10 protein-coding genes are annotated in these 13001 nt (G+C 62.9%); 2 read left to right on the forward strand and 8 right to left on the reverse strand.

Annotated elements, in window-relative coordinates; all coding sequences use genetic code 11:
* Positions 1-33: 33 nt before the first annotated feature.
* The gene (locus tag ABDB84_RS12025; protein WP_345919980.1) at positions 34-1128 is read left to right on the forward strand and encodes an acyltransferase family protein; all 1095 of its coding nucleotides are present in this window, start codon (positions 34-36) and stop codon (positions 1126-1128) included.
* On the opposite strand, the gene ABDB84_RS12030 is transcribed toward ABDB84_RS12025, so the two are convergent.
* Genes ABDB84_RS12030 through ABDB84_RS12040 form a run of 3 tightly spaced genes read right to left on the reverse strand, consistent with a single transcriptional unit; the run spans position 1116 to position 4158 of the window.
* On the reverse strand, positions 1116-1667 hold the full coding sequence (locus ABDB84_RS12030) for a DapH/DapD/GlmU-related protein (protein WP_345919981.1): 552 nt from the start codon (positions 1665-1667) through the stop codon (positions 1116-1118). The genes ABDB84_RS12025 and ABDB84_RS12030 overlap by 13 nt on opposite strands.
* A 3-nt stretch (positions 1668-1670) precedes the next feature.
* Complete coding sequence (gene msbA / locus ABDB84_RS12035; protein WP_345919982.1) at positions 1671-3464, reverse strand: lipid A export permease/ATP-binding protein MsbA; 1794 nt, start codon at positions 3462-3464, stop codon at positions 1671-1673.
* Positions 3465-3471: 7 nt separating this feature from the next.
* Positions 3472-4158: a tyrosine-protein phosphatase gene (locus ABDB84_RS12040; protein ID WP_345919983.1), complete on the reverse strand. Its 687-nt coding sequence runs from the start codon at positions 4156-4158 to the stop codon at positions 3472-3474.
* Between the two features lie 105 nt (positions 4159-4263).
* On the opposite strand from ABDB84_RS12040, the gene ABDB84_RS12045 reads away from it, so the two are divergent.
* On the forward strand, positions 4264-6099 hold the full coding sequence (locus tag ABDB84_RS12045; protein WP_345919984.1) for a tetratricopeptide repeat protein: 1836 nt from the start codon (positions 4264-4266) through the stop codon (positions 6097-6099).
* Positions 6100-6350: 251 nt separating this feature from the next.
* Here the strand turns inward: ABDB84_RS12045 and dctP are convergent, their stop codons facing one another.
* From dctP to dapD, 5 genes are all read right to left on the reverse strand, one after another.
* Positions 6351-8450 (reverse strand): TRAP transporter substrate-binding protein DctP, encoded by a 2100-nt coding sequence (gene dctP, locus ABDB84_RS12050; RefSeq protein WP_345919985.1) that lies wholly within the window; start codon positions 8448-8450, stop codon positions 6351-6353.
* 198 nt (positions 8451-8648) lie between these two features.
* On the reverse strand, positions 8649-9662 hold the full coding sequence (prmB, locus tag ABDB84_RS12055) for a 50S ribosomal protein L3 N(5)-glutamine methyltransferase (protein WP_345919986.1): 1014 nt from the start codon (positions 9660-9662) through the stop codon (positions 8649-8651).
* Complete coding sequence (dapE, locus tag ABDB84_RS12060) at positions 9659-10804, reverse strand: succinyl-diaminopimelate desuccinylase (RefSeq protein WP_345919987.1); 1146 nt, start codon at positions 10802-10804, stop codon at positions 9659-9661. Before dapE ends, prmB begins: the two co-directional genes overlap by 4 nt.
* Before the next feature lie 26 nt (positions 10805-10830).
* On the reverse strand, positions 10831-12000 hold the full coding sequence (locus ABDB84_RS12065; RefSeq protein WP_345919988.1) for a PilT/PilU family type 4a pilus ATPase: 1170 nt from the start codon (positions 11998-12000) through the stop codon (positions 10831-10833).
* Between the two features lie 175 nt (positions 12001-12175).
* A complete protein-coding gene (dapD, locus tag ABDB84_RS12070; protein WP_345919989.1) occupies positions 12176-12997 on the reverse strand; it encodes a 2,3,4,5-tetrahydropyridine-2,6-dicarboxylate N-succinyltransferase in 822 nt (273 codons plus the stop codon).
* Positions 12998-13001 lie beyond the last annotated feature (4 nt).

The following is a 13001-nucleotide window of genomic DNA, read 5'->3' on the forward strand; positions in this document are numbered from 1 at the left end:
ATCAGGGTCCGCTCGCTTTAAATCGATTGTTGCATGCGCAGTTCCAAACCTCAGCCCGTTCCCGGTCTTGATGCGGTCAAGGCCATTGCTTCCCAGTTGATAGTCCTGCACCACCTGGCCCTCTACGGTCCGATGTCGGATGTGGCATGGAAACTTGCTCCCGATCTGCTGGCCTGGTTTTCCAATCACGCGCGTCTGGCCGTGCAGTTGTTTATCGTGATAGCCGGCTTTCTCACTGCGCACACGCTGGCACCGAATGGCCGCCTGCAAAGTCCGGCGCCGCACGCCTTGCTGGCGCGTCGCTATCTGCGCCTGATCCTGCCCTTCATCGCGGCGCTGCTGCTGACCATTGCGGCTTCGTGGTGGGCGCGGGGGCAGCTCGATCACGACCTGGTGCCCGAAGCGCCCGGTGTCGGTCAGTTCCTCGCCCATGTGTTCCTGTTGCAGGACGTACTCAAGCTCAAGTCGCTATCCGCCGGTGCCTGGTACATGGCCATCGATTTGCAGCTGTTTGCGCTGTTCCTCGGCATGATGTGGCTGGGCAGTCGCTGTGAGCGCTGGACCAAGACGGCGGCAAGCATTGGGCCGTGGTTTGTGTTGGCACTGGGTGTCAGCGGTTTGTTCTATTTCAATCTGGATGCAAGCTGGGACCACTGGGGCGTGTATTTCTTCGGCGCCTACGCGCTGGGCGCCAGTGCGCGCTGGGCAATGAATTCAATTGCTGCGCTCGATCGCTTCTGTCTCTTGCTGTCGCTGGTGGCGATGGCCTTGCTGTTCGACTACCGCAGCCGCGTGCTGCTGGCTAGCCTGATTGCGCTGGGCTTACTGATCTCGCTGCGTCGCCCGCAGCTCTTGGCCTGGCTGGAGCGGCCGAGCATTCAGTATCTGGGCAAGATCTCCTATTCGATCTTCCTGATCCACTTCGCCGTGCTGCTGATCGTCAATCCGCTGTTCATCAGCCTGTTCCCGACTTCGCCGCTGATGAATGCAATCGGCATGCTGGTGGCGTGGGCGGGTTCGGTGGCAGCGGGTGCTGCTTTCTACCGCTGGATCGAAGTGCCGGCGCTAGCCTGGAGTCGCCGCGTGGCGCCGCGGCCGGCAGCGCTACGCCCGTATCAGACGATATAAGCGACGCCGTTTTTCAGCGCTTCTTTCATCTGCGCCAGTCGCGCTGCATCGGCGCCTGCGCGCAGCGTGAATTCCTCACCGAACTGCGCTGAGTTGTCCATCTCCACGCGCTTGCGTTCGATGTAGTCGGCCGTGCTGCCGAGCACGCGTGCCGGGTTGCCGGCGGCCACGCTGCCCGCCGGAATGTCCTGAGTGACGACGCTACCGGCGCCGATGATCACATCGCTACCGATGCTCACACCGGGCAGCACGATGCTGCCGGCGCCGATGAACACGCGGTCGCCGATCTCCACCTGGGCGATGCGCACATAGCCCAGCGCACGCTTGGTGCTCGCATCGTGGGCCAGGATCATCACCCGTGGGCCGAGGGTGACATCGTCGCCGATGCGGATCAGCGCGCAATGCCAGGCGTCGATGACGCAATCGTCCTGCAGAAAGAAGTTCTGGCCGACCACCAGACCGCGCGCTTGCAATGTGCGCAGCGGATCGCCGCGCAACAGCTTGCGTGCGAGGCTGATCAGTCGGCTGCGCAGCGCCATGACTTACTCGACGATTTCTTCGCCGCTGGCCAGCAGATGCGCGTAGGCACCATTGGCGGCGAGCAGTTCGTTGTGGGTGCCGATCTCGACGATGCGGCCGCGCTCCATCACGACGATGCGATTGGCATCGCGGATGGTGGTCAGGCGATGTGCGATGACCAGTACGGTACGGTTGCGGCGCAGTTCCACCAGCGCTTCGCGCACCACGCGTTCGGACTCGTTGTCGAGCGCCGAGGTCGCTTCGTCGAGGAGCAGGATCGGCGCGTTCTTGTAGAAGGCGCGGGCAATCGCGATGCGCTGGCGCTGGCCGCCGGAGAGCCGATTGCCATTGGTGCCGATGCGCGTCTCGAAGCCCTCGGGCAGGGCGCGGATGAAGTCCAGCGCGCCAGCCTGGCGGGCAGCCTCTTCGAGCGCCTGGGGCGTGATCTGCTGTTGCCCGTAGGCGATGTTGGCGGCGACCGTGTCGTCGAACAGCGCAGCATGCTGGCCGACCAGGGCCAGCTGGCTGCGCAGGTTGTCCAGCGGCAGTGCGTGGATGTCGATGCCATCGATGAGGATGCGTCCTGCCGCGGGCTCGAAGAAGCGCGCGATCAGGCCCATCAGCGTGGTCTTGCCGCTGCCCGAGGCACCAACGAAGGCGACGGTTTCACCCGCTGCAACATCGAGCGTGAAATCGCTCAGCGCCGCGTGTTCCTGATTCGGATAGCTGAAGGCCAGTTGCTCGATGCGCAGGGCGCCGCGCGCACGTTCCAGCTTCAGCTGGCCCTGGTCTTCTTCGGCGGGCGCGTCGAGCAGCTCGAAAATGCTTTGCGCACCGGCCAGCCCGCGCTGGATCGTCGAATTCACATTGGTCAAGCGGCGAATCGGCTCGAACAGCAAGGCCATCGTCGTGATGTAGGCGACGAATTCGCCGGACGAGAAATTGCGGCTGTGCGACAGCGAAGTCGCCACGAAGATGACGATGGCAATCGCCGCCGAAGCGAGGATCTGCACCAGGGGCACATTCGCCGAGGAGACGCGCACCACGCGCATGGTTTCGTGACGCAGGCGTTCGCCGATGCGCTTGAAGCGCTGGTTCTCGTGTGCCTGGGTGCCGAAGATCTTGATCTCGCGCAGGCCCGACAATGACTCTTCGATCGAGCCGGTCAGCTGCGCCATGGTGCTTTGCTGGTCGCGGCTGGAGTTGCGCATCTTGCTGCTGGCCTGGCGGATGATCCAGGCAATCACCGGCGCGATGGCGAGAATCACCAGGGTCAGCTCCCAGGCCTGGTAGAGCAGGGTGGTGGTGAGGAAGAGGATGTAGAGCGAATCCTGGATCACCACGATCCAGGCCGTCGACAGCGCGCTGCCAGCCTGGTTGATGTCGTAGGAGAGGCGCGAGAGCATGCGCGCCGGCGTCTGGCGGATGTGCTCGGCCAGCGGCAGGCGCATCTGGTGTGCGAAGACGTCTTCGCGGATGTCCTGGATCGCCTTGTTGGCCACCCACTGGCTGGCGACGCTGGCAACGTAATCGGCGAGGCCCTTGACCACGGCGGTAGCGAAGATCAGCAGTGGAATCAGGCGGATGTCCTGCGCGATGTCGTGCATCAGCCGTGTCAGGAAGGAGGCGCCGTGCGGCAACACGCTCTGGCTTGCGCCGTGGGCATTGAAGTTGTCGATCAGCGGCTGCAGCAAGGCCGGCATCACCGGCTGGCAGGCTGCCGCCACCGCCATGGCGATGAACGACATCGCGATCACCCGCCAGTAGGGCTTGATGTAGGCCAGCAGGCGCTGGTAGAGGACGATGCTGTCTTTCATGCGTCCCTCACTCGCGCCGCAACAGCTTGTCGACGATGAAGTCGGCCCAGCCGCGCACCTTGAAATCGGCTTTCACCGTGTCGCGCACATACTGCTCGTTCAGCCATTGGCTGAAGCTCGTTGGCTGCGCGGCATTGCTTGCTTCATAGCGCTCGAAGAAAAAGTCGAGGATGCCGGTCTTGGAGCCCTTGAGGTGGCCATAGGTCCAGTCCAGCTCGGCTTTGGCCTGGGCCACCGGCTCGCCCAAACGAAAGATGCGGTACAGCGCTGCGGCGAATCCGGCGCGGTCGGCGCCCGACTTGCAGTGGATCAGCGCCGGGTATTCGATGCTGTCGAACAGCGCCTGCGTGGCCAGCACGGCCTGCGTCTCCGGCGCGCTGCGCGAGAGGATGCCTTTGTGATTGATGAGGGTGATGCCCAGCTCGCGGCAGACATCTTCTTCCAGCGCATAGCGCAGGGTCTGGTCGGCGCCGCGCAGATTGATGATGGTCTTGATGCCGTACTTGCGCTGGTATTTGCGGATCTGCGTCGGGCTCGGCTGGCTGCTGCGATAAAGGCCGCCGGGCAGGGCGTAGAGATTGTTGTAGAGCACGCGGAACAGGCCGTGGTCGACGAAGAGCATGTCCAGCCAGGCGAGCAGGCGGCGCCAGGGAGTATCGAGACGGGCAGTTGGCGCGGCAGTGGGATGGCTCAAAACGGTGTTCCGGAAGGCGAAGGGGCGAATTATCGCCGAATTCGGTGATCAGGCGGCAAGCTTCCGGACAAGCTCGGCCGACAAAGCTGGGTAATAATCCTTTCCATGACACACAAGAAAAAACCGGCTTCCGGCCTGCTCGCCCAGCTGATCGCGCCGCAGCGCCAGAATGCGGCGCCCCCGGCGCTGCTCGCACAATGGCTGGAGCAGGGGCTGGGCTTTCATCGTGCGGGCGATCTGGACGCTGCCGCGCGGCTCTACCAGCAGGTGCTGGCGCAGGCGCCGCGTCATCCTGAAGCGCTGACCCGGCTGGGCACCTTGCATCTGCAGCGCGGCGAGCTGGAGGCCGGTGTGCGCCTGCTCGATGAATCGCTCAAGATCAAGCCGGAGCAGGCGCATGCGCTCAATAACCGCGCCACCGCTCTCAAGGATCTCAAGCGCTTCGATGAAGCCCTGGCCGACTACGCACGCGCCACCGCGCTGGCGCCGGATTATGTCGACGCGCATGCCAACCGCGCCTTGCTGCTTGGCCAGCTCGGCCGTGCCGACGAAGCGCTGGCCGCGCATGAGCGGGTGATCGCGCTGCGCCCCAGCCAGGTCGAGGCGCATCACATGCGCGCCGTGATCATGCAGGAACGCGGCAATCTGGCCGAAGCGCTGGCCAGCTACGAAGCAGTGCTGCGCTTGCAGTCTGGCCATGTCGATGCCCTGGTCGGGCGCGGCATCGTGCTTGCGCGTCAGCGCCATCTGACTGCGGCCTTGGCCAGTTACGATGCGGCGCTGCGCCAGCAGCCGGGCAATCTGAGCGCCTTGAACAACCGTGGCCTGGTGCTGCGCGAGCTGGGGCGCTTCGAGGAAGCGCTGGCCTGTTACGCGCAGGCGCTGGCTATCGATCCGGCGCATGCCGATGTGCTGACCAATCGCGGCATCGTGTTCAGCGATATGCGTCGCTTGGATGAAGCCGAGGAAAGCCAGCTGCGCGCCATCGCGGCACAGCCCGAGCATGCCGATGCAAACTGGAATCTGGCCCTGCTGCGTCTGATGCGTGGCGATTATCTGCGCGGCTGGGCGGGCTACGAATGGCGCTGGCGCACTTCGCGCATCGCGCCGCTGGCGCGGAATTTTCCGCAGCCGCTTTGGCTGGGCGATGTCGATTTGCAGGGCAAGACCATCTTGCTGCATGCCGAGCAAGGTTTCGGCGACACGATCCAGTTCTGTCGCTATGCGCCGCTGGTGTTGACGCTTGGTGCCCGCGTCGTGCTGGAGGTGCAGCCGGCGCTGCGCGATCTGCTGCGCAGCCTGCACCCGCAGATCAGCGTGCTGGCGCGTGGCGAGAGCTTGCCCGCGTTTGAATACCAGTGCCCGCTGATGAGCCTGCCGCTGGCCTTTGCCAGCAGCTTGCAGAGCGTGCCGGCCGCGCCCGCCTACCTGCAGGCGGATAGCGCGCGGCGGCAGGACTGGCAGGCGCAGCTGGGGGCGCACCGCCGGCGCCGCATCGGTCTGGTGTGGAGCGGCAACCCGAGCTATGGCAATGATCACAAGCGCAGCATCGAACTGGCGGCGCTGCGCCCGCTGCTGGCGCGGGACGCCGAGTTCCATTGCCTGCAAAAAGAGATTCGCCCCACGGATCTGCCCTTGCTGGCGGATCTGCCGATCCAGCTCTGGCAGGATCGCCTGCACAGTTTTGCGGATACCGCCGCGCTGATCAGCGAGCTTGATCTGGTCATCTCGGTCGATACGGCGGTAGCGCATCTGGCGGCGGCGCTGGGCAAGCCGACCTGGATCCTGCTCCCGTTGACGCCGGATTTTCGCTGGTTGCTCGAAGGCGAGCGCAGCGCCTGGTATCCGGGCGTGCGCCTGTTCCGCCAGCAGCAATTCGGCGATTGGGGCGCGCCGCTGCAGGCTGTCTGCATGGCCTTGCAAGGCGAGACCGGCGCCTGAACAAAAAAGCTGCCCGCAGGCTAATGCAGTTCCGTTAAGACATATTCAGTTTTGGGGGACGAATTTTCGACGCAAAGGACGCGAAGAAAGACAGAAGGTCCACACAGGAAACCCAAAAATCGTTTTCCTTTGTGGACCTTTTCTTTTCCTTTGCGTCCTTTGCGTCAAAAGCCAGCGCATCAAACATGCACATAGCTTAACTGAACGGTATGGCTGCCCGCAGGCCGCTTTTGTCGGGGCGATGCGGCGGATCAGGACATCTGCTGGATCGCGCGCAGCAGGCTGCGTTGCTTTTCAGTGGTGACGAACTTGTCGTAGACCGGGCGCATCGCATCCTGGAAAGGTTTGCGGTCGGCGCCGGAGACAAAGGTGGTGCCGGCCGCGGTGAGCGACTTGCGTGCTGCACTTTCCTTCTCCGACCAGAAGCGGCGCATGCTCGGCACCGAAGCTTTGGCTGCGTCCTTGATCAGCTGGCGGTCTTCTTCCGACAGACTGTCCCAGATCTTCTTGGAGAAAATCAGCACATCCGGTGCCATCGAGTGTTCGGTGCTGGAGAAGTACTTGAACACATTGAAGTGCTTGAAACTCTCGTAGGCGAGCAGATTGTTCTCGGCGGCGTCGATCAGGCCAGTGCGCTGGCCGCTGATGATTTCGTCAATCGACATCGGCGTTGCCGTCGCGCCCATGGCATTGGCCACGGCGATCCACAGATCGGACTGCGGCACGCGCAGCTTCATGCCACGCACATCGGCGAGGCTGCGCACCGGCTTGTTGGTGTAGATCGAGCGCACGCCGCTGTCATAGAAGGCGAGGCCGACATAGCCCTCATTGACGCAGGAGGCGAGGATCTCTTCGCCGATGCTGCCATCCATTGCGCGCTGCATGTGTTCGATGGATTTGAACAGGAAGGGCAGGGTCGGGATGATGGTTTCCGGACAGCTCTTGTTGAGCGGCGAGATATTCACCCGCGCCATGTCCAGCGCGCCGCTCTTGAGCTGCTCCAGGGCTTCCTTCTCGGAACCGAATGAACCACCGGCATAGACCTTGAGCTGGATGCGGCCATTGCTGCGTTGTTTCAGCGTCTCGCCCATCGCGTGCAGGGCGCGCACGGTCGGGAAATCTTCGCTCTGGATGTCGGCGACGCGGATCTCGATCTTCTGCTGCGCATTGGCATCGACGCGATAGCTGGCGAGCAGGCGCGAGATGTCGCGGCTCATGCGGGAGAGGCGGCCGACCGCCTCGGCCGAGGTGGTGGCGGCAGCGGAGTTTTGTTCGCTCATCTGCGCGATCTGCTCGATGTTGCGAGCGATGGTCGTGCTGCCCACCTGCTGTTCGCGGATCGCGCCGGAGATCTCTTCCACCACCGAGGCGGCGGCCGTCGAGCCTTCCTTGATGCGCTCGATGGATTCGCCGGCCTGGCGTGCGTTGTCTACGCCTTGTGTCACCGAAGCCTCGGTGGCTTCCATGCTGGTTACCGCCAGTTTGGCGCTCTCCTGCATGCGTCCGAGCAGGTGGCTGATGTCCTGTGTGGATTTCGAGGTGCGTTCGGCGAGCTTGCGCACTTCGTCAGCGACGACCGCGAAGCCGCGCCCTTGCTCGCCGGCACGCGCCGCTTCGATGGCCGCGTTGAGCGCCAGCAGATTGGTCTGGTCGGCAATCTCGCGAATCATGTTGGCCACCGACGAGATGCTGTCACAGTCGCTGCGCAGGGCCTTGATGCGGCCGGCAGCGTCACGCACCGAATCAGAAATGGTCTGGATGCCGGTCAGTGTGGTGAGCAGCACTTCCGCGCTGTGATCGGCAATCTCGCGCGACTCCTGGGTGTGCTGGTTGGCATCACGTGCCTGCTGGGCGACCATCGAGATGCTCACCGTCATCTGCTGCACCGAGGCCGCCATATTGGTCGAGGCATCGCTCTGGATGCTGGAATTGCGGGCGATGCGCCGTGATGAGCGATCCGCATCCTCGGTCACTTCGAGCATCTGCGCCGTGGAGGCCTGCATCTCGATGAAATTCTGGCGCAGGCGGCTGATCAGCCGGTTGTAAGCCTCGACGATCTGCCCCAGTTCGTCGCTGGAGTGCAGCGTGATCGAGGCAGTGAAATCCAGATTGTCCGCCGTGTGGGCGATGGCCGAGTGGATCGTGTTGAGTGGCCGCGCCAGCGTGCGTGCCAGCATCCAGCCCAGCGCGGCAGAGATCGTCAGGCCAAGCAGCCCACAGACGATGACCGCGCTGCGCGCGTCACTCAGCGCTTCATTACCCGACAAGGCGTTGACCGCCACCAGCATCACCAGCAGGGTGCTCAGCAAAGCAGCGCCCACCATCACAAGGATCTTGCGAGTAATAGACATCCGTGTCTCCAGCTATCTTGTTATGCTGCGCCGCCTCGGAAAACGGGCGGCTGATGGGCGTGTGCCGCACCCTCCGGACGCAACACTCGCTGCACAACAAGAACGGCTGGAGTGACGAAAAGCTTTAGGGAAAACAGTTAACTAAAGTGATAGATCCTGTGACGATTTTCACAGTGCTTGATGCAGCACAGGCATGATTTATTCAGGCAGCTGATCGGCGCGCAGCAGCAAGACCTTTTCCTCTTCGCTGGCATTGCTCAGCCAGACCGCTTCGAGGGTCGGGAAGGCGGCTTCGAATTGCTCACGGTTATGGCCGACTTCGACCAGCAAGATGCCGTTTTCGCTGAGGTGCTGACGCGCGCCGGCAATGATCTGGCGCACGATGTCCATGCCATCGTCGCCCGCGCCAAGGGCCATCGCAGGTTCATGCAGATATTCGTCGGGTAGCGACTCGACCGAGGCTTGCGTTACGTAGGGCGGATTGGAGAGGATCAGGTCGTAGCGCTCTGCGCCGAGTGCGGCGAAGACGTCGGACTCGATCAGGCGAATACGCTCGCCGAGCTGATATTCATCGACATTGAGCTGGGCGACCGCCAGTGCATCCGGCGAGAGGTCGATGGCGTCGATCTGCGCATTCGGGAAGCGATGCGCCATCAGGATTGCCAGGCAGCCCGAGCCGGTGCACAGATCCAGCGCGGTCGCCACCTCTTCGTCGTCTTCAATCCATGGCGCCAGGCCGCCTTCGATCAGTTCTGCACAGAAGGAGCGCGGCACGATCACGCGTTCGTCGACATAGAAGCGGAAGTCACCCAGCCAGGCTTCCTTGGTGAGGTAAGCCGATGGAATGCGTTCGTCACTGCGGCGATGGATGATGGCCAGCACTTCGGCGCGTTCGTCACTCGGAATGCAGGCGTCCAGGAACGGTTCCAGGCGGTCCAGCGGCAGGTGCAGCGTACGCAGCACCAGATAGACCGCTTCGTCGTAGGCGTCCTGCAGGCCGTGACCAAAGAACAGGTTCTTGCGATTGAAGCGGCTGGTCGCGTAGCGAACGAGGTCGCGGACGGTCACCAGTTCGTCAATGGGGCTGTGCTCATGCTCGTGATCGTGGTCGTGATCATGCCCCTGACAATGTGTGTGATCGTGTTCAGGAGCCGGCTCCTTGCCGAAGGCGCCTTCCCAAGTGTTGTGGTATTCGTATGCTGAAGAAGTCATTTGAGTAGGTTCGCGATAGCGCCTTCGTAAGCGCGTGAGAGGGGCGCCATGTCGGCCAGCAACACGCGCTCGTTGATCTTGTGGATGCTGGCATTGACCGGCCCGAATTCGACGACTTCCGGGCAGATCGTGGCGATGAAGCGGCCGTCCGAGGTGCCGCCCGTCGTGGACAGGGTCGGCTTGTGGCCGGTGGCCGCCTCGATGGCCGCTTCCATGGCGGCGGTGAGCTTGCCCCGACCGGTGAGGAAGGGATTGCCGGAGAGGCTCCAGTCGATGCTGTATTCGAGCTGGTGGCGATCCAGCACTTCGTGCACGCGCGCCTTGAGGCCTTCTTCGGTGCTCTCGGTCGAGAAGCGGAAGTTGAACAGCAGCTCCATATGGCCCGGAATGACATTATTGGCACCGGTGCCGGCGCGGATATTGGAGATCTGGAAGCTGGTCGGCGGGAAGAATTCGTTACCCTGATCCCACTCGATGGCGGCGAGTTCGGCCAGCGCCGCCGCGCCCTGGTGGATCGGATTGCGACCCAGGTGCGGATAGGCGATATGGCATTGCACGCCGCGGATGATCAGCTTGCCGTTGAGCGAGCCGCGGCGGCCGTTCTTGATCATGTCGCCGGTGTGATCGACCGAGGTCGGCTCGCCGACGATGCAGTAATCGATGGCTTCGCCGCGCGCCTTGAGCGCCTCGACGACCTTGATCGTGCCATCGGTGGCGACGCCTTCTTCATCCGACGTGAGCAGGAAGGCAAGCGAGCCTTTGTGCTCGGGATTGGCGGCGACGAAACGCTCGACCGCAGTGACGAAGGCCGCCAGCGAAGTCTTCATGTCGGCCGCACCGCGACCGTACAGATAGCCTTCGTGCTCGGCTGCGGCGAAAGGATCGCTGCGCCATTGCTCCAGCGGCCCGGTCGGCACCACATCGGTATGCCCGGCCAGCACCACCACCGGCCGCGTCGTGCCGCGTCGCGCCCACAGGTTGGAGACGCCATTGCTGTCGATGCGCTCGCAGTGAAAGCCGATGGCCGCCAGGCGTGCGGCGATCTGCTCCAGGCAGCCGGCATCGTGCGGCGTGATCGAGGCACGGGTCATGAGGCCGCGCGTCAGTTCCAGCGTCGCGGCGTGAATCTCTTGCTCAGTCATAAGGCTTGAAAATCCGGGGCGGCCGCCTAGCTGGCGTCGCCCATGTGCAGGGTGAATGAGCGGAACGAAGCGCCGTCGGTCTCGGTCGGGTCGAACTCGGCCAGGTGCGGCTTGCTGGCCGCCGCGCCACCGTTGTCTTCGACACGGTTATTGACCAGCCAGGAGAAGTTGGTCGGCGAATCCGAATTGGCGAGGGCTTCGTCCAGCGTGATGACGCCTTCTTTGTAGAGGCGGTAAAGATCCTGCTCGAAAGTTTGCGAGCCCGGCGCAATGGCTTGCTCCATGGCTTCCTTGACGCCGGAAATCTCGCCGTTCTCGATCAGGTCGGCAACGTGGCGGGTGTTCATCAGAACCTCGACGGCGGCCACGCGCGAGCCGTCGTGCGTGCGCACCAGACGCTGCGAGACGATCGAGCGCAGCGACACCGACAAGTCCAGATACAGCAGCGGCCGGTTCTCCATCGGGAAGAAGCTGGAGATGCGGTTGAGCGCGTGGTAGGAGTTGTTGGCGTGCAGGGTGGCCACCACCAGGTGGCCCGATTGCGCGTAGGAGATGGCCGCCTTCATGGTCTCCAGATCGCGGATTTCGCCGATCAGGATACAGTCCGGCGCCTGGCGCAGCGCGTTCTTCAGCGCTTGTTGCCAGCCCAGGGTATCAAAGCCGACTTCACGCTGATTGACGATGGAGCGCTTGTGGCGGAACAGGTATTCGATCGGGTCTTCCAGCGTCAGGATGTGGCCCGAAACGTGGGTGCTGCGGTGATCGAGCATCGACGCAATGGTGGTCGACTTGCCCGAGCCGGTGGCGCCGACGACCAGCACCAGACCGCGCTTTTCCATGATCACTTCGGCCAGCGCCGGCGGCAGGCCCAGCGAGTGCAGTTCGGGAATCTCGGTGCGGATGTAACGCACGACGATGGCCATGCTGCCGCGCTGCCAGAAGAAATTGACGCGGAAGTTACCGAGGCCACGGCGCTGCACCGAGAAATTCAGCTCCCGGTCGCGCTCGAAGGCGGCGCCTTGTTCGGGCGTCACCAGCTCGTAGCCCATCTTCTGGATGACGACGGGTTCCATGATCTGCTGATTGATCGGCACCACCGTGCCATTGATCTTGATCTGGATCGGCGCACCGGCGGTGACGAAGATATCCGACGCAGAGCGTTCGGCCATCAGCTGGAACAGACGATCAAAAATCATTCGGCGCCTCGTAATCTTTCAGCCCGGTGCGTGGGCAGAGCAAACATTAAAGCAATCAAGGCCACGGCAGCAAACACAAAAGCAGACAATGCGAAGGGCTGCAAAGAATTCCAAAATACGCTTTGCAGCCCTTCATGCTTGGCGACTTGCCCTGCGGGCAAATCACAACCCAAGCTTAGTCACGCAGCAGTTCGTTGATCGAGGTCTTGGCACGGGTTTGTGCATCGACCTTCTTGACGATCACTGCGCAGTACAGCGAATACTTGCCATCGGCCGAGGGCAGGTTGCCCGACACCACCACCGAGCCGGCGGGAATGCGGCCATATGTCACTTCGCCCGTCGCACGGTCGTAGATCTTGGTGCTCTGGCCGATGTACACGCCCATCGAGATCACGCAGTTGTCTTCGACGATGACGCCTTCGACCACTTCGGAACGCGCACCGATGAAGCAGTTGTCACCGATGATGGTCGGGTTCGCCTGCAGCGGTTCGAGCACGCCGCCGATACCCACGCCACCCGAGAGGTGCACGTTCTTGCCGATCTGCGCGCAGGAACCCACGGTGGCCCAGGTGTCGACCATGGTGCCTTCGCCGACATAGGCGCCGATATTCACATAAGAGGGCATCAGCACCACGTTCTTGCCGATGAACGAGCCCTTGCGCACGGTAGCCGCCGGCACCACGCGGAAGCCGCCGTCACGGAAATCCTGCTCCGAGTAATCGGCGAACTTGGTCGGTACCTTGTCGAAGAAGCGTTGTTCGCCGCCATTGATGACGCGATTGTCGTGGGTGCGGAAGTACAGCAGCACGGCCTTCTTGAGCCATTGGTGGGTCACCCACTCGCCGTTGATCTTCTCGGCCACGCGCAGCTTGCCGGCGTCCAGATCGGCGATCACCGAGGCGATGGCAGCGGACAGCTCGGGGTTGGCGTTGCCGCAAGTGATTTCGGCGCGGCGTTCGAAAGCTTCATCAATAATGGCTTGCAGAGCTTGGGTCATGACT

The sequence above is a fragment of the Uliginosibacterium sediminicola genome, assembly GCF_039631295.1.
Classification (GTDB): Bacteria; Pseudomonadota; Gammaproteobacteria; order Burkholderiales; family Rhodocyclaceae; genus Viridibacterium; species Viridibacterium sediminicola.

Bases quoted from the DNA above. Each gene is read 5' to 3' on its own strand.
- ABDB84_RS12025 (WP_345919980.1), top strand. From the start codon at position 34: ATGCGCAGTTCCAAACCTCAGCCCGTTCCCGGTCTTGATGCGGTCAAG.
- ABDB84_RS12030 (WP_345919981.1), bottom strand. From the start codon at position 1,667: ATGGCGCTGCGCAGCCGACTGATCAGCCTCGCACGCAAGCTGTTGCGC.
- msbA (WP_345919982.1), bottom strand. From the start codon at position 3,464: ATGAAAGACAGCATCGTCCTCTACCAGCGCCTGCTGGCCTACATCAAG.
- ABDB84_RS12045 (WP_345919984.1), top strand. From the start codon at position 4,264: ATGACACACAAGAAAAAACCGGCTTCCGGCCTGCTCGCCCAGCTGATC.
- dctP (WP_345919985.1), bottom strand. From the start codon at position 8,450: ATGTCTATTACTCGCAAGATCCTTGTGATGGTGGGCGCTGCTTTGCTG.
- prmB (WP_345919986.1), bottom strand. From the start codon at position 9,662: ATGACTTCTTCAGCATACGAATACCACAACACTTGGGAAGGCGCCTTC.
- dapE (WP_345919987.1), bottom strand. From the start codon at position 10,804: ATGACTGAGCAAGAGATTCACGCCGCGACGCTGGAACTGACGCGCGGC.
- ABDB84_RS12065 (WP_345919988.1), bottom strand. From the start codon at position 12,000: ATGATTTTTGATCGTCTGTTCCAGCTGATGGCCGAACGCTCTGCGTCG.
- dapD (WP_345919989.1), bottom strand. From the start codon at position 12,997: ATGACCCAAGCTCTGCAAGCCATTATTGATGAAGCTTTCGAACGCCGC.